The following is a 25,092-nucleotide window of genomic DNA, read 5'->3' as shown; positions in this document are numbered from 1 at the left end:
GGCTCAGGCCTCCGTGGTGGTCTGCGGGCGCGGGCGGGTGGTGACCTTCTCGATCGGCAGGTCGGCGGCATCCTCCGCGCTCAATTGCACGATGCGGTTCACGTAGATACCCGCGAGGTGCACATCGTCGGGGTCGATCTCGCCCGGTTCGACGAGCTCGTCGACCTCGGCGATGGTCACGCGGCCAGCCATGGCCGCGACCGGGTTGAAGTTGCGGGCGGACTTCTCGAAGACGAGGTTGCCGTGCCGGTCGCCGCGCGCGGCACGCACCAGGGCGAAGTCAGTGACGATCGCCTCCTCGAGCACGTACTCGAGCTCCCTGCCCAGCGAGGTGAGCGTTCGGGTCTCCTTGGGCGGCGACTGCACGGTGACCTCGCCAGCCGGCCCGTACCGCCAGGGCAGCCCGCCGTCGGCGACCATCGTGCCGACGCCGCTCGCCGTGAAGAAGGCCGGGATACCCGCACCGCCCGCGCGCATCCGCTCGGCAAGGGTGCCCTGCGGGGTGAGCTCGACCTCGAGCTCACCGCCGAGGTAACGCCTCGCGAAGTCCTTGTTCTCACCGATGTACGACGCGGTCACCCGGCTGATCCTGCCCTCGGAAAGCAGCTCGCCGAGCCCCCAGCCGTCGACTCCGCAGTTGTTCGACACGACCCGCAGGTCGGAGCTGCCGTGCGCGAGGAGCGCCCGGATGAGCACGATCGGCACGCCGACGAGGCCGAAGCCGCCGACCGCGAGCGACGCGCCGCTGCCGATGTCCGCGACGGCGGCGGCAGCGGAGGGATAGGTCTTGTCCATCTGGGGTCCTTAGCTGGAAGTTCGGGGATGCGAGGATGCAGACGCGCCAGGGTCGGCTCCAGGATCGGCTGCAGGATCGGCTCCAGGATCGGCTCCAGGATCGGCTCCAGGATCGGCTCCAGGATCGGCTCCAGGATCGGATGCGGACGCTCCAGCCTCGGCCCCGGGCACGGCTCCCGCCTCTGCATCGAGCGCCGCGAAGGTATCGCGCGCGACCGTCATGGCCGAGTTCGCGGCGGGCACGCCGGCGTAGATCGCGGTGTGCAGGATCGCTTCGCTGATCTCGGCGCGGGTCAGTCCGTTGCCGAGGGCCGCCCGCACGTGCATCGCGAGCTCGTGCAGGTGGGTGCCCGTGACGAGGCTCGCGATCGTGAGGAAGCTCCTTGTGCGCCGGTCGAGGCCGGGACGCGTCCAGATCTCGCCCCACGCGTAGCGGGTGATGAAGCTCTGGAAGTCGGCGGTCTCCGGGGTGATCGCCGCAGTGGCGGCATCGACGTGAGCGTCGCCAAGCACGGCCCGGCGCACGAGCATCCCCACACGGAAGGCCTCACTCGCCTCGCATGCACTCGCCTCGCATGCACGCGCCTCGCATGCACGCGCCTCGCCTGCACGCGCCTCGGGCGGATTGTTCGTGGGCTCGGTCGAATCCTTCGTGGGCTCAGTCATTCGCCACCTCCACTGCCCGCAGCAGCAGTGCCGCGACGGTGTCCGGTCGTTCGAGCGCCGGCAGGTGCGCCACTCCCGAGATCGTCACGTGCCGTGCGCCGGGGATGCTGTCGGCGAGCTCCTGCAATTGCGCTGTGGGGGTCGGAAGGTCGAATTCGCCCGATACACACAGGGTCTTCGCGCGGATGCCGGTGACCTCGTCGGTCACGTCGAACGCCGAGAGTGCCTCGCAGCACAGCGCGTACGACTCGTCATCCACGTCGATCAGGGCGCTCAGCGCGGCTGACCCGGCTGCGGGGTCGCGTTCGAGGAATCCGGGGGCGAACCACCGGTCCGCGCTGCTGGCGACGACGGACGCTGTGCCGCTGGTGCGGATCTGGCCGGCTCGCTCGACCCAGCCCTCGGCAGCGCCGATCTTCGCGCCGGAGCAGATGACGGCGAGCCCCAGCATCCGGTCCGGGTGGCGGAGCGCGAGCTCGAGACCCACGGCGCCGCCGAGCGAGATGCCGGCGTAGAAGAAGGGGCCGCCGCCGACGGAGTCCACGAGCGTGATGACCGCGTCGGCGATATCCGCGATGCTGAACGGCTCGGTCGCCGCGGGGCTCAGGCCGTGGCCGGGAAGGTCGAAGCGCAGGACCCGGTAGTGCTCGGCGAGGGCGGGCACGACGCCGTCCCACAGCGAGCTGGTCGTGCCGAGGGAGGGCCCGAGCACGATCATCTGTTGCTCGCCGACATTCCCCACTACCTCCTGGATCGTGCCTCGAATGGTGGGCTTGGTCATGTGGCCGGGGTCCCTTCGTCGTCGGTCGGCGGCGCCACGCTCTCGGTCCGCGCGGTCACCCCAGGGCTCAGCGCGCACCCGCGGTACCGCCGCAGCACGCGGTCGATGCCGGCAGCCGTGTGGCCGAGGCCCGCCGCGCCATCCGTCGCACCGGGGGTGAACGCCGACCAGACCCGGGCGCGCAGGGAGTCGTCGATCGCTCGCGTGATGGGGGAGTCGCCGGCGAGGTGGGCCGAGAGCACGATCTGCAGCGGCCGCGTCGTCGTCGCCGCCTCGAGCGCCGCCCGTTCGACGAGGGCGAAGGCGGCGGTCTTGCCGAGCGCCTCCGCGAGAATCGTGGTGACCTGCTCGCTGAAGACGAGGCCGTCGGTCAGACCGAGGTTCGCCTGCATCCGCTCCCGGTCGACGTGCAGTCGGCCGGCGAGGTGCGCCGCCCCCGTCGTCGCGGCAATCGCAACGCTCTCGAGGGTGCGCAGCGCGGTCCACTCGGCATGCCACGCGCCGCTCGGCCGCTGGTCCTCGGCGAGCAGGCTGCCGAGTAGCGTCGCCACGAGCCCCGGCGCCTGCCGTGCCGCGGCCGTGACGAGCACGGCGGTGACGGGATTGCGCTTGTGCGGCATGGCGGAGGAGCCACCCTGCCCGGGTGCGAGCTCCTCACCCAGTTCGCCGATCTCGGTGCGCGACAGCACGGTCACGTCGAGGGCGAAGGCTCCGGCGGCTCCCGTCGCCGCGGCGAGGGCGGTGGCGAGGTCGCAGATGATCAACCGGTTGGTGTGCCACGCGATCGGCGCCTCGGCAAGGTCGAGCCTCCCCGCAAAGCCGCTGACCACGAGGTCAACGGTCTCCGCCGGCGGGGTGCCCTGGCGGCGCGCGATGGCGATCGTCGTGAGCACGGAGAGGGTGCCGACGGCCCCGCCGAGCTGCGCCGGCAGGCTCCCCCGCACCCGCTCGAGTGCCGCCGTCGCGTGCAGCACGGCATCGAGCCAGCCTGCCGCGATGAACCCGAGGGTCGTGGGCGAGGCCTGTTGGCCGAGGGTGCGCCCGGCCAGGCGGGTGTCGCGGTTGTCGCCTACGAGCCGCGCGAGACGGTCGGCGAGGGTGCCCAGACTCGCGAGCACCTCCCCGCAGACCCTGTGGCCGACGAGCATTGCGGCGGTGTCGAGGATGTCCTGGCTCGTCGCCCCGACGTGCAGGTGGTCGGATGCCCCGGCCCGCAGCTCCTCCGCGCGGGCGCCGAGGTGTTTCACCAGCGGGATCACGGGGTTGCCGCCCGCCCGACCCTCGGCCGTGATGGCGGCGAGGTCGAGCCGGGAGGCATCCGCGAGCTCGGCGCAGACCGCGCTCATCCAGCCCGGGACGAGGCCGGCGTCGATGAGCGAGGCGGTGAGTGCGAGTTCAGCGTCGACCATCGCCTGGAGAAAGGCAGCGTCGCTCGTGAGCTCGGCCGCGCGGGTGCCGTGGGCGAGGGGGTCGAGCAGGGAGTGATCAGGCATCGAAGTCGAGGTATACCGTCTCGTTCTCCCCCTGCAGTCGGATGTCGAAGCGGTAGGAGCCATCCCCGTCGGCGACACTCACGAGCGTACCGGCCCTGCCGCCCGCGGCGCTCAGCACCGCGTCGCCCGCGTGCGCATCCACGTCCTCCGGAAAGTACGCCCTCGTGAACAGGTGCCGGGTGAGGCCGCGCGCGAAGATCGTGATCAGCACGTACGGCGCCGACCGACCGACCGCACCCGGCTTCACGGTCGTGAACGAGTACGCCCCAGCGAGGTTCGTGCTCGTGCGCCCGAACCCGGTGAAACCGTAGCCGTCACGGGCGAGGACGCCGCACTCGGTGCTGATCGCGCCGGTCTCATCGGCCTGCCAAGCCTCGACGACCGCATCGATCACCGGCTCCCCGGCGCCATCGGTCACGGTGCCGTGCAGCCGGATCGCGCCGGCACGGTGCCCCGGCACGAGCTGCTCGCCGCGCTCGATCGGCAGCGCGAAGCCGAAGAACGGCCCGATCGTCTGGGACGGGGTCTGCACGAACTTCAGTTCCTCAGACATCACTGCCCTCCGCTTCCATCCAGGTGGCCCGCGGGCCGGTGAGCACGATGTCCCACCGGTAGCCGAGGGAGAACTCCGGAACACTGTCGTCGTGGGTGTAGTGGCCGAGCAGCCTGGCCCTGGCCGCGGGGTCGGTGATCGACTGGTAGATCGGATCAAGCGCGAACAGCGGGTCGCCCGGGAAGTACATCTGGGTGATCAGCCGTTGCGTGAACGCCGTGCCGAACAGCGAGAAGTGGATGTGCGCCGGCCGCCACGCGTTCACGTGGTTCAGCCACGGATACGGCCCGGGCCTGATCGTCGTGAACCGGTACCCGCCGTCGTCGCCCGTGATCGCCCGCCCGACACCGCTGAAGTTCGGGTCGAGGGGGGCCGGATGCTGGTCGCGCTTGTGCACGTACCGGCCCGCCGAGTTCGCCTGCCACACCTCGATGAGCTGGCCGCGCACCGGGCGTCCCTCGCCGTCGAGCACCCGCCCGGACACGGTGATCCGCTCGCCGATCGGCTCGCCCGCGTGCTGAATCGTCAGGTCGCTCTCGAGCACGTTCACATCACTGTGCCCGAAGGTCGGCGATACCCGCTCGATCTCCTCCGGATCGGCGCGCATCAATTCGTGGGTCGGATGCCGCAGGCCGGTGCTCCGGTACGCCGGGTAGTCAAGCCGAGGCTGCAACGCCGGCAGTTCGCCGCCGGCGACCCGCCGCGCAGCATCCGCCTCCGCCGCCTCGATCTCCGCGGTGATCTCGCTCTGTGTCGTCATGGTGTGTTCCTCTCTGCCGCTAGAACCCGAGGCCGGTGTACTGCTCGGCGAGCGCGCGCTGGGCGTGCGCCGACCGCGAGACGTAGTCGAGGCGCCCGCGTTGGCTTCGGTAGTTGAAGTCGGCCGACTGCAGGTCGGTCGTGTCGCGGTGCAACAGCTCGGTCATCCACTGCGAGAACTGCTGCCCCCGCCACTGGTTGCCGAGGGAGGCGGCGCCGTAGCCGGCGAGGCGGGTGTCGTCGCCGGCATAGTGGTCGATGAGGCCCGCGGCGAGCAGGGTCACATCGGTGATCGCCGAGTTGAGTCCCTTTGCGCCGGTCGGCGGCACGATGTGGCCGGCGTCGCCAACGAGGAAGAGGTTCTTGTAGTCCATCCGCGAGGCGACGAAGCTGCGCATGGGCGTGATCGACTTTTCGGTGATCGGCCCTTCGGTGAGGTTCCACCCGTCGACGCCGAGGCGCACCTGCAGGGCCTCCCAGATGCGCTCGTCCGACCAGGCTTCGATCTTCTCGGCGGGGTCGACCTGCAGGTAGAGCCGGGAGACGTGCGGCGAGCGCATCGAGTGCATCGCGAAGCCGTCCTCGTGCAGGGCGTAGATGAGTTCATCGGTCGACGGGGCGACGTCGGCGAGGATGCCGAGCCAGGCGTAGGGGTAGGTGCGGTCGTAGAGGGCGAGCTCGCTCGCCGGGATCGCGGAGCGGCAGATGCCGTGGAACCCGTCGGCACCGACGATGAAGTCCGCCGTGATGTCGTGCGCCTCGCCCTCGTGAGTGAAGGTGACGCGCGGGCTTGTGGTCTCGACACCGTGCACCGCGACGTCGGCCGAGTCGTAATACACCGTCGAGCCGGCCGCGTCGTGCGCCGCCATGAGGTCTTTGACGACCTCCTGTTGTCCGTAGACCGTGACGGTGCGGCCGATCAGCTCAGCGAAGTCGATGTGCTGGCGTTCGCCGCCCCACTGCAGGTAGATGCCGTCGTGCACGAGGCCCTCGCGGGCGAGCCGGTCGCCGAGGCCGAGCCGGGTGAGGGTCTCGACGGAACCCTGCTCGAGTACGCCCGCCCGGATGCGTCCGAGCACGTAGTCGCGAGAGCGGTTCTCGACGACGATCGAGTCGATGCCCGATTGGCGCAGCGCCCAGGCGAGGAGCAGACCGGATGGACCGGCGCCGATGATGGCGACGCGTGTTCTTTCGTGGGGCACCGGCACTCCTCGCAACGTTGACAGGCAGAAGGCCAGTGTCTGTGGTGGCACCACGCCCCCGGCGACACATTCCACCCAGTGGAAGGTTTTGTCAGATTGAGCGGCGGTACCCGAGCGTCCGGCTTATCCCCCGGGCTGCGGCCCGCACGGCCGACTCATGGGCCGGATCCGGCTTCGGCGTCGTCGTCACGACGACGGAGACCGCGGCGACCACGGCGCCGGTGCGGTCGCGGATCGGCGCGGCGATCGAGCTCGACCCCACGGTCATCTCCTCGGAGGCGTGGGCGATGCCGCTCGCGCGGATCGCGGCGAGCCGCTTGCGCAGTTCGTCGGGCGAGGTGACGGTGAGCGGGAGGAACCGGCGCAGCGACGTGGCCAGGTACGCGTCGATGACCTCGAAGGGCGCGTGCGCGAGCAGCACGAGCCCGACGCCGGTCGAGTGCAGCGGGAGCCTGCCGCCGACACGAGAGCTCACGCGCACCGCCTGGTGCCCCGACAGCTTCTCCACGTTGAGCGCGTCGTGGCCGTCGAGGATCGCGAGGTGCACGTGTTCGCGGGTCGCCTCGTAGAGGTCTTCGAGGTACGGCAGCGCGATCGTACGCAGGTTGTGCGCGGTGGGGGTCTGCACGCCGACCTCCCATAGCCGCAGGCCGAGTGCGTAGTTGCCGTCCTCCTGCCGCATCAGGCCGCCCCACTGCACCCACTCCGCGACGAGGCGATGGGTGGTCGACAGCGGGAGCCCCGTGCGCCTGGCGATTGCGGTGAGAGACAGGGAGGCGGCGGCGGGACTCGTGAAGGCGTCGACAATCGCGAACACCCTCGCCGCGACCGAACGGTCGTCTCGGGAGGCGTCGTCGCCCGCCGGAGTACCCGACCGCGCTGGCTTTCCCGACATGGGTCCACGGTACTCGCGATGGTTCAGGGCGCACCGATCGAATGTCTCGGTGGATTCGAGAGCCAGGACCATGAGGGCGGGCGCTGCCGTGCGTTCACTCGTGCAGGCAGGGCACCACCACGAAACTGACCGAAACCGCAGCGGCCGGGGTTAAAGGCTGATTGCATCTTCTCGTGCCGGTGCCTCGTGGTCGTCCTGGGTGATTTCGACGGCGGCTTTGTGCGCGGCGACCTGCTTCACGTTCGGGAGCAGGAGGCTTGCGAGTGCGGCCAGGGCGAGGGCCGACATCGGGACCCACATTCCGGCGAGGAAGGCGTCGCGGAGAACGTCTGGTGTGTATGCCTCCCCCACAGTGCCGAAGAAGACGACGCCAACCACGGCTACCCCGATTGCGGAGCCAACCTGCTGGAAGGTGCCGAGTACCCCGGATGCTGCTCCGGCGTTGGCGATAGCCGTCTGGGCGAGGGCGACGTCGGTCAGGGGCACTACGAGGAGCGTGAGACCGAGCCCGGCCAAGGCCATCGGCGCGATCAGGTCGGTGCCGACGAGAGCGTCGGCTTGGGCTTCGACGATGCGTGTGATCCACCAGTAGCCGCTGATCTGGGCGAGAGCACCCAGAAGGATCAACCCTTTCCCCAGGCGCGGGCCGAGCGGCACCGCGATGCCGCTTCCAAGGAGAGCACCGAGGCTGAACGGCAGGGTGGTCAGCCCCGCCTCGATTGCGGAGAAGCCGAGCCCGATCTGCAGGTAGAGCACGAGGATCAGAAAGAACCCGCCGATGGACGCGTTGAACGAGAACTGGGTGAGCACCCCGGCGGAGTAACCGCGGCTGTGGAACAGCGAGGGAGGCACGAGAGCGGAGCCAGATTTCTTGTCGCGGAGGTTCTGGTACCAGACGAAGACGGCCAGCAGCACCGGGCTGGATCCCATCATGATCCAGATGCCGACCGGCCAGCCGAGCGCGCGACCCTCGATCAGCCCGTAGACGAGCAGGAATAGTGCTGCCGAGATGAAGACGACCCCCGGCACGTCCAAGCGCACGCGCCCCGCGGCGCGGGACTCGGGAATGCACAGGGCCGCAGTGATGAACAACGCGATGCCAACGGGGACGTTGATGATGAATACGCTCCGCCAGCCGAGTTCGAATGCGTTCTGGGTCACGAGGATGCCGCCGACGAGGGGCCCTGCGACGGCCGCGAGTCCTGAGATCGCGCCGAGTGCCCCGAACACCCCGACGCGTTCCTTCGGTGCGAACAGCACCTGGATGATGGACAGCACCTGAGGGATCATGACCGCGCCGAAGACTCCCTGAACGATGCGCGAGACCACGAGCATTTCACCGCCGGTCGCGGCCGCGCAGGAGGCCGACGCGAGGGTGAACCCGGCGACGCCGATCAGGAACAGTCGCTTGCGGCCAAAGATGTCCCCGAGCCGGCCGCCGGTGATGATGAGCACGGCGAACGAGAGGATGTAGCCAGACACGATCCACTCAAGCTGAGCCGAGGTGGCGCCCAGGTCCTCCTCGATCGAGGGGAGGGCGACATTGACGATTGTGGTGTCGAGTAAGTCCATGAAGGACGCGAACAGGAGCACAACGACCGCGAGCTTGCGAAAGCGCATCAAAGTTCATTTCTCTGGCTGGCCAGCGGTGCGAGCACTGCATCAACAGTGCGAGGGGTGGTGAGACGCGACGAAACGTACCACGTGTTCTTTAGTGAACACTCTGTCGATCAAGTTCACACTGATGCGGGAGGTGCTCGTTGCACACGACGGATACCCGGCGTGATCCGAGCTAAAGCCCAGCAATGCGAGCTAACGTCGCGAAGGGAGGCGCTTTCGGTGTGGCTCCATATTGTTGCCCCGGGAAGGCCCTCTCATGCCACACGACACTGTCACTGGTCGCCGCATTTCTACCTCCGTGCTCGTCATCGGCACCGGAGGTTCGGGCCTCCGGGCCGCGATCGAGCTCTCCGAGCGCGGAGTTGACGTTCTCGCCGTCGGCAAGCGCCCCAAGAACGACGCACACACGTCGCTGGCGGCGGGCGGGATCAACGCGGCCTTGGCCACAATGGATGCCGAAGACAGCTGGCAGCAGCACGCAGCAGACACCATCCAGGAGAGCTACTTTCTCGCCAATCCCCACACGGCCGAGATTGTGACGAAGAACGCTGGCCGCGGCATCCAGGATCTCGAGCGATGGGGCATGCCGTTCGCACGCGAGCGTGACGGACGTATCAGCCAGCGCTACTTCGGCGCCCACAAGTACCGTCGCACCGCTTTCGCGGGGGATTACACGGGTCTCGAGATCCAGCGCACCCTGGTCGCCCGGGCCGCCCAGCTTGAGGTGCCCATCCTCGATTCGGTGTACATCACCCGCATTCTGGTGCGTGACAATGTGGTGTTCGGCGCGTATGGCTTCGACCTGCGCGATGGCAGCCGGGTGACGATCATCGCCGACGCGGTCATCATTGCTGCCGGCGGGCACAATCGCATCTGGCGTCGCACATCAAGCCGCCGGGACGAGAACACCGGCGATTCCTTCAAGTTGGCGGTGGATGCCGGCGGTCGGCTGCGCGACGCCGAACTGGTTCAGTTCCACCCGAGTGGCATCCTCGAACCAGAGAATGCCGCGGGCACCCTGATCAGCGAGGCCGCCAGGGGCGAGGGCGGGGTTCTGCGGAACGCACTCGGCGAACGGTTCATGGCGAACTACGACCCAGAGCGCATGGAATTGTCGACCCGCGACAGGGTCGCCCTTGCCGCGTACACCGAGATCAAAGAGGGGCGCGGCACCGCGAAGGGCGGCGTGCTGCTCGACATTTCCCACCTGCCCCGCGAGACGATCATGACGCGCCTGCCCCGCGTCTACCAGACCATGCTCGAGTTGCAGGTACTCGACGTCACCACCACCGCCATCGAGATCGCCCCGACCGCGCACTACTCGATGGGCGGCGTGTGGGTGCGACCGGATGACCACTCAACCGATGTCGTCGGGATGTACGCCATCGGCGAGGCATCCAGCGGGCTGCACGGAGCCAATCGTCTCGGCGGCAATTCGCTCATCGAGCTGCTCGTCTTCGGCCGGATTGTCGGTCAGGCTGCAGCCGAGTACAGTGCGGGGATCGTCTCCCAGAATCGATCACAGGATGCGATCGACGCGGCCGCGCGGGAGGTCACCGGCACCCTTGCCTCAGACGGCCAGGAGAATGTGCGGGCGTTGCAGCGCGACATCCGCAATACCATGACGGACTTCGGCGGAGTGGTGCGCGACGAGGCGGGGCTGCTGGAAGGGCTGCGCCAGTTGGACGAACTCGACGATCGCCAGAGCCGCATCGGCGTGCATCCGGATGTCGCGGGCTTCTCCGGCCTCGCGCATGCCTTCGACCTGCGCGCCTCCCTCATGGCCGCGCGAGCAACCCTTGCCTGCGCTCTCGAACGTCGGGAAAGCCGCGGTGCGCACAACCGCAGTGACTACCCCGAGATGGACCCCGCCCTACAGGTGAACCTGGTGTGGTCAGCCGACGGCTCAATCGCGCACGAGCAGATTCCGTCGGTGCCAGCCGAGATCGCGGCACTCATGGAAGACGTCACCCAAGTCGGCAAGTTGCTCGAATAGCAGATGACCGCATGACGCTCGATGCCACTCGCGCCGAGGGCCTCGCCCGCCTCGCCGACTTTGTTCCCCGTGCCGGTCGGGCCTACGCCGCCGAGCGCAATCTCGACCGAGGCCCAGCGGATCGCACGAACGTGTCGACGCTCTCGCCCTGGGTGCGGCACCGGCTCGTCACCGAGGCAGACGCGGTGGGGGCGGTGCTGCAGCGGCACTCGCTCGATTCGGCCTCGAAGTTCGTGCAGGAGGTCTACTGGCGCACCTATTGGAAGGGCTGGCTCGAGCTGCGACCGAGCGTCTGGGCGCGGTACGCCGCGGCCGTCGAGCCGGCGCTCACCGGACTGAGCGCCGCGCAGCGTGCGAGCTACGACGCGGCCGTGACCGGCCACACGGGCATCGAGGGCTTCGACGACTGGGCACGCGAACTGGTCGACACCGGCTACCTGCACAACCACGCACGCATGTGGTTCGCGAGCATCTGGATCTTCACGCTGCGTCTGCCCTGGCAGCTCGGAGCCGACTTCTTCCTGCGGCACCTGCTCGACGGAGACCCCGCCTCCAATACGCTCTCGTGGCGCTGGGTCGGCGGGCTGCAGACTGTCGGCAAAACCTACCTTGCGACGACTCAGAACATCGAGTTCGCCACCGAGGGGCGGTTTCACCCGCGCGGGCTGGCCACACACGCGATCGCACTCGACGACGACGCGCCTGCGCCCACCCCTCTGGCGGCGCCGCAGCCCGAGCCGCTGCCGACCGGCCGGGTGGCGTTATTGCTGCACGAGGACGACCTCAACGCCGAGAGCCTCGCGTCGGGTCTGGAGGCGGCCGGAGCACAGGTCGTCGCGGTCGCGGCTCCGAGCGCCGGCGAGCCGCGGTCGCCGCTGTCGCTGCTGTCGGCGGAAGGCTTCACGGCGGCATCCGTGCCTGAGCCGTCTTCACCGCTCGCGGTCGAATTCACGGCCGGCGCGCTCGCTGACGGCCGCGATCGGGCCGGCGCGCACTTCGCAACCGGCACTGACGCACTTGACGCTCCCACGGCATCCGCTGTTCTGCCCTGGCTGCGGGCTCACAACGTGACGGCGCTCGTCACCCCGTACGCGCCAGTCGGCGCTGTGCGCGATCGACTCGATCGACTCGCCAGTGACCTCGCCGCGGAGGGGGTCACGCTCACCCGCGTGCTTCGCCCGTGGGATGCCCAGGCGTGGCCGCACGCCACACGAGGGTTCTTCTCGTTTCGTGAGCGAATTCCTGCACTTCTGCGTGAACAACAGATCCGCTGACAGCGTTCGTTGATGGTGTTAGCCCACAGCTCAATTACCAGAAAACTCAGCAGGTACAAGGTCCGCGCGATGATGCTGCCGTCGATCTAATGTCGGAGGTATGACGATTCGAGATCAGTACAGTTTTGACAATCCCGTTGAGCGGTACAGCCGCGTGGAACCGCCGGTTCAACATCAACCCGAACCAGGGGTGCAGGCGCGTATGACCCCGGTCCCCGACCTTGGCGAATCGAGCTACCGCGGCAGCGGGCGCCTCGCGGGGCGCAAGGCGCTCATCACGGGCGGCGATTCCGGTATCGGCGGTGCGGTCGCGATCGCGTTCGCGCGCGAGGGGGCCGACGTTGTGATCGTGCATCTGCCAGCTGAGCAGGAGGATGCTGACCGTATCCTGGGCCTGATCGAGGAGGCAGGCACGACGGGCCATGCGATTGCCGCGGACATCACCGACTCAGCCCGGTGCCGCGAGATCGTCGACGAGACCGTGCGCATGCTCGGTGGGCTCGACATCCTTGTCAATAACGCCGGCAAACAGGTGGCCGTCGCTCGCCTCGAAGATCTCTCCGACGAGCAGTTCGAGCTGACGTTCCGAACCAACATCTTCGCGAACTTCTGGATCACGAAGGCCGCTCTCGCGCATCTGCCTGCGGGTGCCAGCATCATCAACACGGCGTCGCTGGAGGCCTACAAGCCCGCACCGGACCGCTTGGACTATGCGGCGACGAAAGCGGCGGTCAACAACTTCTCGAAGGGTCTCGCCCAGCAACTGGCTCCCCGCGGTATCCGGGTCAACGTCGTCGCACCCGGTCCCGTGTGGACCGCCCTGCAGGTGTCGGGGGGCGTATCAGACGAGCAGATGAAAGCATTCGACGACGAGAGCACTTACCAGCGCTCAGGGCAGCCAGCCGAGCTAGCCCCCGCCTTCGTGTTCCTCGCCTCCGCAGAATCGAGCTACGTCTCGGGTGAGACCTTAAACGTCAACGGAGGTATGGTCACTCCGTGACCAATCATGACGGCACCATATTCTTCCTCCCCGGACTGGGTTTCGGCTCGGCATCAGCAGCACCGCTCGCAGCGGCTCTCGGCGACCGATTCCGCGTTGTCGGCATCGACCTCCCGGGGCACGGTCGCACCCCCGATGCCGTCGACGGTTCCGTCAGCACGCTGGCCGATGCTGCCGTCACGGCGATCGAGGCCAAAGCCGATGGCGGACCGTGGCTGCTCGCGGCGCACAGCATGGGCGGCAAGGTCGCGGCACTCGTTGCGGCACGGGTGCTGAGCGGCCACGCGAATGTCTTCGGTTTGGCGGGCGTAGTACTCCTCGCGCCATCCCCACCCACGCCAGAGCCCATGGACGACGACACGCGTGCCCTCATGCTCTCGTGGGCAGAAAACGGTCCGCTCGCCGAGGTCGACGCGCGCAAATTCATCGCGCAGAACGTGGCGAGTTCGCTGGACGCAGCTGTGGAGCAGGATGCTGTCGGCCAAGTTCGGCAGATGTCGCCGCTCGCCTGGCAGCGGTGGCTCAACGAGGGTAGCCGTGAAAACATTTCGGCCACGGTTGGCGTGATCGACCTGCCCGTCGTCGTGATGGCGGGCGAGGATGACGACGATCTGGGGGCTTCGGCGCAGCCGCGGCTCCTCGGCGCCGTGTACCCGCGGGCGCGCTTCGTATCCCTCCCCGCGACCGGGCACCTGCTCCCCTACGAACAACCCCACAAGGTTGCGGTCGAGATCGTGCGGCTCTGGGAGTCGACAGCTGCCGCATCCCCAGAGGTAGACCCTGAGTGGGGTCGCGTTATCGCCTCTCACCGCACCGGCGTCGAGGAGCGCTCCCTGTTAGCGCGGCGCGCGGTCGCGGACGACCTGAACTACAGACCGCGGGCGCTCTCGCCAGGGCAGCTCGCGACCCTTCGCGCGCTGGCCGATCGGCTAGTGCCGCAGTCCGAGGCTCGCCGGATCGACCTCGCGGCGCGTGTTGATGCCGATCTCGCGTCCGGGCGTGGTGATGGGTGGCGACCCTTTGGGCTTCCCGATGACGCATCCGCCTACCGGCTGGGACTCGACGCCATCGCGGCCGTCTGGGCCGACGGTGTGGCGCAGCAGGACGCCCTCATCCGACGGATTATCGCCGGCGAGCTCATCACCGGTGCGCCATGGGGTGGTGAGGTGTTTGGCCGGTGGTTCGAAGACCTGCGCACCGATCTGACGCGCACGTGGATGGCCCATCCCGCGTCGCTCAGCCGCATCGGATACGACGGTTTCGCGACCAGTGGCCCGGGGGCTGAGCCCGCCGGTTATGTGAGCCTGGGCGCCGGTGTGCGCGACCCCTGGGAGCCAGCGGACCTCGGTACCCTCCTCTCCGATACTGCCGACGAGAGCGACGGCAGCGGCGACCGGGGCGCGACCAACAACACAGGCCAGGCTCGCAGGGAGAACGCAGCGTGAACCTCAACGGCATGCGCGAGTACGAGCAGCATGACGTTGTCGACGTCGTCGTAGTCGGAACCGGCGCGGGCGGCGCGCCCCTGCTCGCGCGACTCGCGGAACGCGGCCTCCGAGTCGTCGCCCTTGAGGCTGGACCCAACCTTGATCCCGATGACTTCACCAACGACGAAGTCGAAGCGCCCCGAATCAATTGGATGTCCGAGCGACTCAGCGGCGGAGACGCACCGACCGCCTTCGGTCCAAACAACAGCGGCTGGGGAGTCGGCGGCGGCACGCTGCACTGGGGCGCCTTCACCCCCCGACCGGACATCCGCGAACTGAACCTTCTCACCGAGTTCGGCGTGGGGGCAGATTGGCCCGTCGACCACGCCGAGCTCATCCGCTACATCGTCGACGTAGAGCGGACCATCGGGGTCTCGGGCCCGACTGGGTACCCGTGGGATCCGGAACGGGAATACCTCGAACCACCGGTCGACCGCAACGCGTCAGCCGACATCATGGCCACCGGCTGCGCCCGTCTCGGCATCCGAGCCACTGACGCGCCAGCCGCCATCCTGAGCCGCGATCGCGACCAGGCACATCATGGCCGGCGCCTCGCCAGCCGAAACCTCGGGACCATCCACCAAGGCGAGCGCTTCGGCACCAAGGCGACCACCGCGAACACCTATCTCCCCTCCGCTGTTGCCGCGGGGGCAGAGATCCGACCCGACTCCATGGTGCACGGGACTGAACGCGACAACCTCGGCCGAATCTCGGCCGTCGTGTACCGCCAGAACGGTCAGGATTTCCGGCAGCGATGCGCGACCCTCGTGCTCGCTGGTGGCGGTATCGAGACGCCGCGCCTGCTGCTGAACACCGGCCTCGCCAATTCAAGCGGTCTGGTCGGACGCAACTTTCTCACCCACGGAGCCGTGCAGGTGTGGGGCCGGTTCGACAAGCAGATTCGCGGCTACCGCGGCTACCCCTCCGCGCTCATCAGCGAAGACTTCGTGCGCCCCGACGGGGTCGACTTTGTGGGCGGTTACCTCCTGCAGAGCCTCGGCGTGATGCCGCTTGCATACGCAACCTCCCTCGTGCGCGGTGCCGGGCTCTGGGGCAACGAGCTGGTCGACGCGCTCGATGCGTGGCGCTACACGGCCGGCATCGGCATCAACGGCGAATGCCTCCCTGCCGAAAACAACAAGCTCGTATTGGGCGACGAGGTGGATGAATGGGGCATCCCGCGCGCTGTCGTCACATTCACACCCGGCCCCAACGAGCAGTCGATCGACGCGCACGCGACTGCCACCATGACCCGCATTCTCGAAGCGGCGGGTGCACTCGACACGCGTGTACTCGCCCGCACCTGCCACACCCTCGGCACGTGCCGGATGAGCGCCGACCCGGGTGACGGTGTCGTCGACGCCGACGGGCGCAGCCACGACATCCCGAATCTCTGGATCTCGGACAACTCCACGTTCCCCAGCTCGCTCAACGCGAACCCGGGCCTCACTCAGATGGCGCTTTCGCTCCGGACCGCAGACCGGATGCTGCGCTGACCTGTCACGCCTGCAGTGCCGTCCCGATGGTCCAGGTTTCGATGGCACTATCGATTGGGATGCCGCGTAGATTTCGGACAGCGGATTGATGGGTTTTCTTACGCTGCCAGGGCGTGCTGTTGGTGACCGTAGTGGACATCGTTGGGTCGTCGATAGTCGAGTGCGGAGTGGCGCCGCCGGCTGTTGTAGAACCCCTCGATGTAGCTGATGACGTCGCGTCTGGCTTGCGCTTTGGTGGCGTAGACGGTGCGGTAGACGCGTTCGTTCTTCAACATCGAGAAGAACGATTCGGCCATGCTGTTGTCCCAGCACACGCCTGTCCTGCGCATCGATGAACGCATCCCGAGGGGGGTCACCTGCGCCCGCAGCTCAGGCGTACGTCGCGGCTCAGCCGGACCCTGAGATGTGGGACATCGTAATGGGCTGACCAGCCGCACACAGCAATCGTTCCGTGATAACTTTATCGCTGTGTCCGTATCTCTGATAAAGTTATCAGCATGCGTACCGCACTCAACAGCCCGTTCACTCCCGGTTCCGACAGCGTCCCGGAGGTCTGGGCGGGGCGCACTGCGCAGCTGAGCGACTGGCGCGATGTGCTGCGGCCGCGCCGGCAGGCGGGCCTGGCGGAGCGAGGCCGAACCATTCTCGGCGAGGCGGGGCTCGGGAAGTCCACCCTGGTGCGGCGTATTGCTCGGGATGCTGCTGCTGCCGGCGACTGGGTGACGCCGCAACTGCGGATCCCGGCAGGCGCCGACCCGCTGAAGATGATCGCGGCTGCTCTACTGAAGCTCGCCGACCAGGCCGGCTTGGCTGCGTCGCGGGAGCAGAGGATCAAAGACACCCTTGGCCGGGTGCAGGCTGTTGCTGTGAGCGGCCTCTCGCTCACCCTGCGCCAGCACGACGGACCCGAGCTGTACACGGTGCTCACACAGCTGCTCGTCGAAATCGGGCGCGCTGCGATCGCGCGCGGCAACGTCGTGGTGCTAATCCACGTCGACGAGGTCCAGAACATCACCGACGAGAAAGCGCTGTCCCAGTTGCTGATCGCGCTCGGCGACGCCCTCGTCCACGAGGAACCGATCGCCGCCCCGGGTGGTGTCACTGTGCTGCGCTCATTGCCGATAGCTGTGTATCTGACCGGACTGCCCGACTTCGCCGACACGGCCGGCTCGAGGATCGGCGCCACGTTCGCCAGGCGGTTCAAGACCACCACCCTCAGTGCAATCGACGACGAGGACCTGGCGTCGGCTGTGCAGCCGTTCGTCATCGAAGGCTGGCCGGTGGCGGACGACCTGGGCGGCATCAGCCGAATCCGCATGGACCCGGACGCCGCAGCGGCCATCACAGAGATCTGCCGAGGCGAGCCGTTCCTGTTCCAGCTCGCCGGGGAGCAAGCCTGGTACGCCGGAACCGGCGATGTGATCTCCCGCGCGGAGGCCATAAAGGGATGGAGAGCCGTCCGCGCCGAGGCTGTGATCCACGTCGAACGCATCCTCGAGCGTCTCCCCAAGCGCGAGAGCGACTTCCTCCGTGCGATGGCTGATCTCCCGGCGAAAGAGCGCACGCTCACCCGCATCGCCACGGACATGGGTCTCGCCAAGGCCACCGACGCCGGCCCCACCTCGCAGCGTCTCGACTCGGTGCGCGGGATCATCGAGCGCGGCAAGCCCTACACATTCCGCCACCGCGCTGTCGAGGCATACCTCACCAGCGACTGGCCCGACGTCGAGTGACCCTTGCAGTTATATCTGCAAGACCATAGTCTGAGGAAAACGGCGCCGGGGGCGCCTCAGGATCACATCTAACAATCACTTATACATATACAGCTGAACGAAAAAGGGAAGTGCTGTCATGGCACCCAACGTACTGGCCAACGGTGCCCTACTTGTGGATGAAACTGTCCGTCGCGACGCTGAGCTGTTCATCGAACGAGCTCACGATCGCAACGTCACCCAGGGATCGCTGACCCTCGACGACGGCACAACGCTGCAACTGGACCGCAAGCTTGCCGAACTCGTGCAGTTCGTCATTCGTGGGTTGCCCTCGGGCACGGTGAGCGTGCACGCAGTCCCGGCCGAGATGACTTCAACCACCGCCGCGAGCGTCCTCGGAGTATCTCGCCCGACGCTGATGAAGATGGTCAAAGACGACCTGCTTGCCTCACACAAGGTTGGCGCGCATCACCGCTTCAAGCACACGGATGTCGCCGACCTCGCCGAAGTTCGCCGGGCTGCCCGGTTGGAGGCGTTCACCGAGCTTCGCGAGCTGGACGAGGCCCTCGAATAGCGGGCGAAGAACGCAGCGTCCGACTAGAGCGATCCAGACTGGATTCGTTCCGTGCTCCTCGTACTCGCCGGGCTGCTACCTCGAGACGGCTTCGCTCTCCAGGGGCTCTTGATCGGCAAAGGACTGCTCCCGAAGCACTCGGGAGTTGCGGAATGCGAATCTCACCCGGTCCCAGTAACTCAAGTTAGCCACCAACGGATGGTGTTTCCACACGATGCCGGATGACAGAGCTCCTCCGGTGAAGAACGCGAACGCAATTATCACGCCCGCCGCCCAGCTACCGGGGTAATTCACGATCAGGACAGCAACTGCAATCCCGGTGCTAAAGAACAACGGGATCACCGGGTCGACGGGCAGGGTCGGCGGCTGCGGCGGCAACGCCGCCTCGGCAAGCTCACCCCAATCAAGTTTTAGACAATAAACACGGCCCTCAAAGCCGCCTGAAACCACTAACCGCCGGAGTCAACTGAATTCGGGCAGTACATGACAGCGGCCGCGAGTACCGTCTGGTACTCCTCCGAGTGGGTGACAACAGGCAGCCGCGGCTACATCGTCAATGCTGTACCAACCGCCCTCGGACGTCAGCAGATCGCGTGGAATCTCCACTACATCCACGTGCAGCACCTGAAGACGATCCTCGGATCGCAGGCCTATCGCGTCAACTACAACATCGAACAGCAGTTTGTCTGCCATGTGGTGGGCGCATTCCTGGACACTGGGGTGCACAACATGGAATCCTGGCAGCCGTCCCTACCGTGGCAGCAGATCTCGAATCCATGGGATCGGTGCAATCGCATCAAGTGAATAACTGGAGGACAGAAGCGTGAAGCGATGGATTATTGGAGCAGCGAGCGCTCTTGTTTTGAGCCTTATTGCTCTCGCGGGAGTCTCCGCGTACGTGGCCATTGGCAGGAATTTGGGCGAACGGTGGAGCAGTTTCAATGGCCCCGGACCTACTTGGCCAGTGGCAGTGGGATTCGGTTCGATGTGGCTCGCCGCAATCAGTGCGACTGTCCTCATTCTCCTCATTCTCGTCGCGATAGTGCGGGCGTATGTCCCCCGGGTAGAAGCCCACCAGGGAGAAGCGCCAGAATAGCGACCCCGCCCGAGCCAGCAACACAGGCTCGGCCGCGGACAGTTTCGGAGCCTTTCGTCGTTTCCTGCAACTCGCTGACAACCTCGCAGCTGAGCACGGCGCTACCCGGGTCGGCCTCCCCCTCACCGAGCCGGCCCCGAGTGGATCAGCACCCGAACTGGGAGCCCGAGCGATCCGTGGACCCCACGCACGAGCGACTATGACATCCCCGTTGATCAGGCCCAAGTGCCGCACGAGTTCCTCTCGCGCGGCATCCTGATCGAGGCCGCCACTTTGGAGAGTGTGTAATGGCGACCGATGCACTGGACCGCGACGAGCTCATCCGCGGTCTCAACGCAGTTATCCAGAAGCTCAGAGCAGCTGGCCAACCCGCAGGCATGGCCGGCTGGTCTCATCCTCCGCTGCCGAGGTGGCCGACGAGAACGGCTGGCCACTCGACTGGCTCAACACCAACGCCGGCAAATTCATCCCCCGCTACGGAGCCGATCCTGAATGGGAGACCATCTACTCGAGCGATGACATCACGGTCGAAGTGGCCTCGTCTCCTGCGCTACCTGCCATGAAGCTGAACGCCTCCCGGCCCGGCCGTGACACGCAAGACATCGCCAAACTCCTGGCGCTGTGGGAGATCCCCGACATCGAGGCAGCAGAGCAGCTTCTCAGCCAGTTCTATCCAGGCGACGGGCTCCCCGACAGAGCGCTCCGAATCCTCGGACCCGTGTTTGCGCAGCGTTTGCCTGCGGCACCTGAAACGCCGCCCTTCCCCGTTCTCGGCTTGCTGTCCCAGGCGCATGGCGAGGAAAACTATGGCGCACCGGACGCGCACCTCCCGCGACCGCCGCTCAGTTTCCGCTCAGGTGCACGGCATTTCCCCGAGCTCGTGACCCATGGCGACGGGCACCAGGACGCTAACGACGGCCCGCAACTGGGCTGATCGAAGTCCCTGATAACTGTATCGCCCCGCTGATTCCCCAGTCTCGTTGTCCCAGAGCAGCCGCGTCGGCACCGCTCTGGCGGCCACCTGAAGCCATCGTCCTTCCGCACATCGGACATAGCATGGCGAGTCCACGTGGAGCCGATCTGGGGATCCCGTCGAGTCGGCGAAGTCCAGCACTCCGATGTCCAGCAGTGGATCACCCGGTTCAGCGTTGGCCGGTCCGCTACGACCGTTATCCGCGCCTACGGAGTGCTCGCCGCGATCCTCGACGTGGCAGTGAAGGACAAACGCCTCACTTCCAACCCGGCCCGCGGGGTGAACCTCCCACGCAAGCGCAAGAAGAAAGCGCGCCTACCTCACAGGCGCTCAAGTCGAACTGCTTGCCAACGAGGCCGGCACGAACGCTTCACTCGTGTACCTCCTCGCGTGCACCGGCCTTCGATGGGGCGAAGCAATCGGGATCCGAAGCGGTGCGCTCGATACTCTGCGGCTGCGCATACAGGTTGAGGAGAACGCAGTGATGGTCGGAAAGGACGTGGTCGTCGGCACTCCGAAGACTCCCGAAGCCCGAAGCGTCCCGTACCCGAAATTTCTCTCGGAGCCGATCGCCCGCGAATGCGAGGGGAAGGACCGCGACGGGCTCCTCTTCGGCGGCGGACTCGCGCACCTGAAGCGATCCGACAGCACCTCTGGGTGGTTCCAGCACGCAGTGCTGCGAGCCCAAGCAGTCGACCCGACATTCCCGCGAGTCACGCCGCACGACCTCCGGCACACTGCGGCCAGCCTCGCGATCAGCGCCGGCGCCAAGGCCGTACAGCGAATGCTCGGCCACGCCTCCGCTGCCATGACCCTCGACACCTACGCCGACCTGTTCGACGACGATCTCGACGACGTCTCGGAGCGAATGAATGCCGCACGTGCTCGCACAGTTGTGGGGTTTTCGTGGGGAACAGGCACCTGAGAGACGGGAAAAGCCCCGTAATCACTAGGATTGCGGGGCTTTTCAGGAGCGGAACCGGTGGGATTTGAACCCACGGTGGGCTCTCACCCACACAACTTTTCGAGAGTTGCACCTTCGGCCGCTCGGACACGGTTCCGTCGACGATCTTAGTACAGACTCGGGCGGGCCTCGGCTACGCCCCGGACTCGGGCGCGACGTGCCGCAGGATCCGGTCCCACCTCGGCACGATCACGAGGTGCCCGGCGCCCGGAATGAGCTCCAGCTCGGAATGCGGAACCTTCGCCAGGTGCCATCTCCCGTGCTCCGCCCCGACGACAGAATCAGCCAGCCCGTAAACGAGGAGCGTGGGCGCGCGCAGATCCCTCTCGTCGAAGTCGAGGTCGCGCACCGAGTAGCTCACGATATCGGCCGCGATACCCCGCACCGAGTGCAGCACGGCCCGGTCCAGCATCGCGACGAGGCGGTCGCGGATCTGCTCGAGCAGCGCAGCATCCGCCTCGTCGGCCGAGAGCATGCCCACGATGTCGATGCCCCGCGGGTACTCCCCCACGAGGTTCGCGAACTGCGCCCTGAGCGACGCGGTGGCCTCGCCCGGCGGCAGCGCCGCGAGCTGCGCGTTCATCGCGCGGTTCTCCTCGCCGACCCAGGGCACCTCGGCATCCGGTGCCGGGGTCGCGACGACCGCGACGCGGTCGACGAGCTGCGGATGCCTGGCGGCGAGCGCGAGTGCGACCCGGCCGCCGGCCGACCAGCCGACCGCGCCCACCCGGCCGATCCCGTGCGCCGCGAGGTACTCCGCGATGTCGTCGGCGGCGTCCGCGACGGTGCCGGCGGAGCCGTCCGCGTGCAGGCCCGAGGTGCCGTAGCCGGGCCGGTCGAGGGCGATCAGCCGGATGCCGTGCGCGTCAGTCACCGCGGGATCCGGGTCGAACTGCGCCGACCCGGGGGCCGGATGAGACAGGACCACCGTGCGTGCGGCATCCGGATCCCCGAACTCGACCACACCGATCAGCCTGCCGGAACTGTGTGCGAACTCCGTCGTTCTCATGCGGCCACGATAGCCACTGGCGCGGCGGCGGAAAACGGGTGGCGCTCGCGGGTGCCGACGTGGTTCCTGCCTTACGGCGGGCGACTGATCGCACTCGCCGGCGTCGGGCCGGTGCCCATCCCCCGCGACTACAGTTTTCGCATGCCCTCAGCCCGTTTGGTCGCCGTCGCCGTGGTCGGCTCGGCCGCGCTGCTCACCGGGGCCGCTACGGTCGGGCGCTACCTTGTGATCCGCCGCCGCACCGCGGGCATGGTGCGTCTGGCCGACATGATCCCGGTGCACTCCGCGCACTGGCGCGAGCAGCAGAAGGCGAAGGGCGAGGTGCTTTACGTGGCGATCGGCGACTCTGCGGCGCAGGGCATCGGCGCGAGCAAACCTGGCCGCTCCTACGTGGGGCTGCTCGCGCGCAGCATCCGCCGGGAGACGGGGCGCACTGTGCGGGTGGTCAATCTCAGCCAGTCCGGCGCGCGGCTGCGGGAGGCGCTCGAGCACCTGATGCCGCGCCTCGCGAAGCTGCAGCCCGACGTCGTCACGGTCTCGATCGGCGCGAACGACATCGCGAGCTTCGACCCGGAACGGTTCGAGCGGGAGCTGCGCGAGCTGTACTCCGCGCTCCCGCCGGCCGCGATCGTCGCAGACCTGCCCTCGTTCTACCTCGGCGAGTCCGAGCGGCGGGTGCGCATCGCAAACGAGGTCGTGCGCCGGGTCGCCGCCGAGCTGTCGCTCGAGGTCGCCCCGCTGCACCGGACGACGTTGGGGCGGACCGCCGCGCGCACCGCGTTGCGTGATGTCGCGGCGGACTTCTTCCATCCGAACGATCGCGGGTATGCCGTATGGGCGTCGGCGTTCGAGCCGCTCGTGCTGCGCGCGGCGCAGGCGCTCGACCCGGGGACGCCCTCGACTCGCTCCTGACCTTCGCATCCGGATGCGCGGCGCGGTGGCCACCGGCGCACCCGCACCGACCCCGGCTGTGGAGCGCCGCATCCGGATGTCGTCGGCGGTCCCTAGGCTGGGGGGATGGCCAAAACGCAATCGAACTTCACCTGCACCGAGTGCGGGTGGGCGACCCTCAAGTGGGCCGGACGCTGCGGCGAATGCCAGGCCTGGGGCACGGTCGTCGAGGCCGGCCAGAGCACGGGCAGCCTGCGGGCGGTCAAGCCGGTGCGGGTGAGCGAGGCGCGCATCGCCCGCTCGATCATCGACATCGAGTCGGACTCCGTCGCCCACTGGCCGAGCGGAATCAACGAGTTCGACCGCGTGCTCGGCGGCGGCATCGTGCCCGGGGCGACGATCCTGCTGAGCGGCGAGCCCGGCGTGGGCAAGTCGACGCTGCTGCTTGAGGTCGCCTCCCGGGCCGCGGCGGGCGGCGCGAAGGTGCTCTACGTGACTGCCGAGGAGTCGGTGAATCAGGTGCGCCTGCGGGCGCAGCGCACGAACGCGCTGCAGCCGTCGCTGTTCCTAGCCGCCGAGACCGACCTTGCCACCATTCTCGGACAGATCGACCAGGTGAAGCCGCATTTGCTCATCGTCGACTCGGTGCAGACGGTGTCGTCGTCGCTGTCCGACGGACTCGCCGGCGGGCCGTCGCAGGTGCGGGAGGTTGCGGCCACGCTCATCCGCGTCTCCAAGGATCGCAACCTGCCGATCCTCCTCGTCGGCCACGTCACCAAGGACGGCACGATCGCAGGTCCCCGCCTGCTCGAGCACCTCGTCGATGTGGTGCTGCAGTTCGAGGGCGATCGGCAGACGTCGCTGCGGTTCGTGCGTTCGCACAAGAACCGGTTCGGATCCACGGACGAGGTCGGATGCTTCGAGATGACCGGCGACGGCATCGCCGAGGTCGCCGACCCGAGCGGCCTCTTCCTCTCCCGTGGCAAGGTCGCCGTGTCGGGCACCTGCGTGACGATCGCCGTCGAGGGGCGGCGCGCCCTCCCGGTCGAGGTGCAGGCGCTCATCGTCAAGTCGTCCGCACCGCAGCCGCGCCGGGTCGTGAACGGTGTTGACGCCTCCCGGGTGGCGATGCTGCTCGCCGTGCTCGAGCGCCGGGCCGGCCTCGCACTGAGCGGCTACGACGTCTATGTGTCGACTGTCGGCGGCATCCGCGTGACGGAGCCGGGAGCCGACCTCGCCATCGCCCTCGCGATCGCGAGCGCCTACAAGGACAGGCCCTTTGCCGGCAGCCTCGCCGCGGTCGGCGAGATCAGCCTCGCCGGGGAGGTGCGCCAGGCGTCGTCATCGAAGCAGCGGTCCGCCGAGGCCGCGCGGCTGGGCTTCTCGACCGTGGTGGATGCCTCGGCCGGGCACCTCGGCGAGGCGGTGCGCCTGGCCTTCGCGACGGCGAGCGCCGCGGTCGAGCGGGTGGCGATCCCCGAGTTCTAGGCCGCTGGCTCTCCCGGGGCCGAATCACGCGAGCCGCCCATATCTGCGGCCTCCAGCGCTTCCAACCCGGCACAAGCGGGCAACTCGCGGGATACAGAAGAACCTCCATGCGCGAGTCGCCCACATAGGCCATCCAACCCGCGAGTCGCCCACATCTGCTGCCTTCAACGCTTCGAACCCGACACAAGCAGGCAACTCGCGGGATACAAAAGAACCTCCAACCGCGAGTCGCCCACATCTGCGGCCTCCAGCGCCGCCAGCCCGACATAAGCGGGCAACTCGCGGATGATGGTTCAGACGGTTCTCACTTGGGCGACAGCGTCGCTGCGGCAGCGTCGCTGCAACCGCGTCGCTGCGGCAGCGTCGCT

At 67.7% G+C, this 25,092-nt stretch carries 23 protein-coding genes, 1 tRNA gene and 1 pseudogene; 12 read left to right on the top strand and 13 right to left on the bottom strand.

Translation table 11 applies throughout. The annotated features are described in order from the left end of the window. Positions 1 to 3 precede the first annotated feature (3 nt). The 9 genes from BHD05_RS04000 to BHD05_RS03960 all read right to left on the bottom strand — a co-directional run bounded on the left by BHD05_RS04000 (position 4) and on the right by BHD05_RS03960 (position 8,764). Positions 4 to 795 carry a CoA transferase subunit A gene (locus BHD05_RS04000; protein ID WP_161885284.1) on the bottom strand — a complete coding sequence of 264 codons (792 nt, stop codon included), beginning with the start codon at positions 793 to 795 and terminating at the stop codon, positions 4 to 6. Between the two features lie 9 nt (positions 796 to 804). After that, entirely contained in the window at positions 805 to 1,461 is a 657-nt protein-coding gene (locus tag BHD05_RS16075; RefSeq protein ID WP_161885283.1) for a carboxymuconolactone decarboxylase family protein, read from the bottom strand. Beyond that, positions 1,454 to 2,242 (bottom strand): alpha/beta fold hydrolase, encoded by a 789-nt coding sequence (locus tag BHD05_RS03990; protein WP_161885282.1) that lies wholly within the window; start codon positions 2,240 to 2,242, stop codon positions 1,454 to 1,456. Before BHD05_RS03990 ends, BHD05_RS16075 begins: the two co-directional genes overlap by 8 nt. Beyond that, positions 2,239 to 3,735 carry a lyase family protein gene (locus BHD05_RS03985; protein WP_161885281.1) on the bottom strand — a complete coding sequence of 499 codons (1,497 nt, stop codon included), beginning with the start codon at positions 3,733 to 3,735 and terminating at the stop codon, positions 2,239 to 2,241. The genes BHD05_RS03990 and BHD05_RS03985 overlap by 4 nt, the downstream gene beginning before the upstream one ends. Beyond that, positions 3,728 to 4,288, bottom strand: coding sequence for a protocatechuate 3,4-dioxygenase subunit alpha (gene pcaG, locus BHD05_RS03980; protein ID WP_161885280.1), 561 nt, complete (start codon positions 4,286 to 4,288; stop codon positions 3,728 to 3,730). The genes BHD05_RS03985 and pcaG overlap by 8 nt, the downstream gene beginning before the upstream one ends. Next, the gene (pcaH, locus tag BHD05_RS03975) at positions 4,281 to 5,048 is read right to left on the bottom strand and encodes a protocatechuate 3,4-dioxygenase subunit beta (protein WP_161885279.1); all 768 of its coding nucleotides are present in this window, start codon (positions 5,046 to 5,048) and stop codon (positions 4,281 to 4,283) included. Before pcaH ends, pcaG begins: the two co-directional genes overlap by 8 nt. A gap of 19 nt (positions 5,049 to 5,067) precedes the next feature. Further along, on the bottom strand, positions 5,068 to 6,249 hold the full coding sequence (locus BHD05_RS03970) for a 4-hydroxybenzoate 3-monooxygenase (protein ID WP_161885278.1): 1,182 nt from the start codon (positions 6,247 to 6,249) through the stop codon (positions 5,068 to 5,070). A gap of 91 nt (positions 6,250 to 6,340) precedes the next feature. Beyond that, positions 6,341 to 7,144, bottom strand: coding sequence for an IclR family transcriptional regulator (locus BHD05_RS03965; RefSeq protein ID WP_161885277.1), 804 nt, complete (start codon positions 7,142 to 7,144; stop codon positions 6,341 to 6,343). A gap of 150 nt (positions 7,145 to 7,294) precedes the next feature. Beyond that, positions 7,295 to 8,764, bottom strand: coding sequence for an MFS transporter (locus tag BHD05_RS03960; RefSeq protein ID WP_161885276.1), 1,470 nt, complete (start codon positions 8,762 to 8,764; stop codon positions 7,295 to 7,297). A 256-nt stretch (positions 8,765 to 9,020) separates the two neighbouring features. Between BHD05_RS03960 and BHD05_RS03955 the strand changes: the two genes are divergently transcribed. From BHD05_RS03955 to BHD05_RS03935, 5 genes are all read left to right on the top strand, one after another. Beyond that, a complete protein-coding gene (locus BHD05_RS03955; RefSeq protein WP_161885275.1) occupies positions 9,021 to 10,760 on the top strand; it encodes an FAD-binding protein in 1,740 nt (579 codons plus the stop codon). 11 nt (positions 10,761 to 10,771) lie between these two features. After that, on the top strand, positions 10,772 to 12,034 hold the full coding sequence (locus BHD05_RS03950) for an FAD-binding domain-containing protein (RefSeq protein ID WP_161885274.1): 1,263 nt from the start codon (positions 10,772 to 10,774) through the stop codon (positions 12,032 to 12,034). Positions 12,035 to 12,140: 106 nt separating this feature from the next. After that, entirely contained in the window at positions 12,141 to 13,034 is an 894-nt protein-coding gene (locus tag BHD05_RS03945) for an SDR family oxidoreductase (RefSeq protein ID WP_161887334.1), read from the top strand. Next, entirely contained in the window at positions 13,031 to 14,479 is a 1,449-nt protein-coding gene (locus BHD05_RS03940) for an alpha/beta hydrolase (protein ID WP_161885273.1), read from the top strand. Before BHD05_RS03945 ends, BHD05_RS03940 begins: the two co-directional genes overlap by 4 nt. Continuing rightward, a complete protein-coding gene (locus BHD05_RS03935) occupies positions 14,476 to 16,017 on the top strand; it encodes a GMC oxidoreductase (RefSeq protein ID WP_236966638.1) in 1,542 nt (513 codons plus the stop codon). The genes BHD05_RS03940 and BHD05_RS03935 overlap by 4 nt, the downstream gene beginning before the upstream one ends. A gap of 98 nt (positions 16,018 to 16,115) precedes the next feature. Here the strand turns inward: BHD05_RS03935 and BHD05_RS03930 are convergent. Next, positions 16,116 to 16,382: pseudogene (locus BHD05_RS03930) on the bottom strand (integrase core domain-containing protein); the annotation flags it as partial. Positions 16,383 to 16,514: 132 nt separating this feature from the next. Between BHD05_RS03930 and BHD05_RS03925 the strand changes: the two are divergent. Beyond that, on the top strand, positions 16,515 to 17,750 hold the full coding sequence (locus BHD05_RS03925) for an AAA family ATPase (RefSeq protein ID WP_161885272.1): 1,236 nt from the start codon (positions 16,515 to 16,517) through the stop codon (positions 17,748 to 17,750). 154 nt (positions 17,751 to 17,904) lie between these two features. After that, entirely contained in the window at positions 17,905 to 18,303 is a 399-nt protein-coding gene (locus BHD05_RS03920; protein WP_161885271.1) for a helix-turn-helix domain-containing protein, read from the top strand. A gap of 75 nt (positions 18,304 to 18,378) precedes the next feature. Here the strand turns inward: BHD05_RS03920 and BHD05_RS03915 are convergent, their stop codons facing one another. Then, positions 18,379 to 18,753, bottom strand: a complete 375-nt coding sequence (locus BHD05_RS03915) for a hypothetical protein (RefSeq protein WP_161885270.1) — start codon at positions 18,751 to 18,753, stop codon at positions 18,379 to 18,381. A 33-nt stretch (positions 18,754 to 18,786) separates the two neighbouring features. On the opposite strand from BHD05_RS03915, the gene BHD05_RS03910 reads away from it, so the two are divergent. The 3 genes from BHD05_RS03910 (at position 18,787) to BHD05_RS15855 (ending at position 21,297) form a co-directional block, all read left to right on the top strand. Next, a complete protein-coding gene (locus BHD05_RS03910) occupies positions 18,787 to 19,107 on the top strand; it encodes a DUF2599 domain-containing protein (protein WP_161885269.1) in 321 nt (106 codons plus the stop codon). Between the two features lie 701 nt (positions 19,108 to 19,808). Beyond that, entirely contained in the window at positions 19,809 to 20,333 is a 525-nt protein-coding gene (locus BHD05_RS03905; protein ID WP_161885268.1) for a hypothetical protein, read from the top strand. A 415-nt stretch (positions 20,334 to 20,748) separates the two neighbouring features. Then, entirely contained in the window at positions 20,749 to 21,297 is a 549-nt protein-coding gene (locus BHD05_RS15855) for a site-specific integrase (protein ID WP_236966637.1), read from the top strand. Positions 21,298 to 21,346: 49 nt separating this feature from the next. On the opposite strand, the gene BHD05_RS03895 is transcribed toward BHD05_RS15855, so the two are convergent. Together BHD05_RS03895 and BHD05_RS03890 are read right to left on the bottom strand one after the other, a co-directional pair. Continuing rightward, positions 21,347 to 21,433: transfer RNA gene (locus tag BHD05_RS03895), tRNA-Ser, on the bottom strand. A gap of 36 nt (positions 21,434 to 21,469) precedes the next feature. Next, positions 21,470 to 22,345: an alpha/beta fold hydrolase gene (locus tag BHD05_RS03890; RefSeq protein WP_161885267.1), complete on the bottom strand. Its 876-nt coding sequence runs from the start codon at positions 22,343 to 22,345 to the stop codon at positions 21,470 to 21,472. 141 nt (positions 22,346 to 22,486) lie between these two features. Between BHD05_RS03890 and BHD05_RS03885 the strand changes: the two genes are divergently transcribed. Together BHD05_RS03885 and radA are read left to right on the top strand one after the other, a co-directional pair. After that, entirely contained in the window at positions 22,487 to 23,257 is a 771-nt protein-coding gene (locus BHD05_RS03885; protein WP_161885266.1) for an SGNH/GDSL hydrolase family protein, read from the top strand. Between the two features lie 105 nt (positions 23,258 to 23,362). Next, a complete protein-coding gene (gene radA / locus BHD05_RS03880) occupies positions 23,363 to 24,724 on the top strand; it encodes a DNA repair protein RadA (protein ID WP_161885265.1) in 1,362 nt (453 codons plus the stop codon). Positions 24,725 to 25,092: the final 368 nt, after the last annotated feature.

Origin of the sequence: Marisediminicola antarctica (assembly GCF_009930795.1) — a bacterium.
Lineage (GTDB): Bacteria > Actinomycetota > Actinomycetes > Actinomycetales > Microbacteriaceae > Marisediminicola > Marisediminicola antarctica.
The sequence above is the reverse complement of the archived record's forward strand: the minus strand, read 5'-3'. Positions and strand labels throughout refer to the sequence as shown.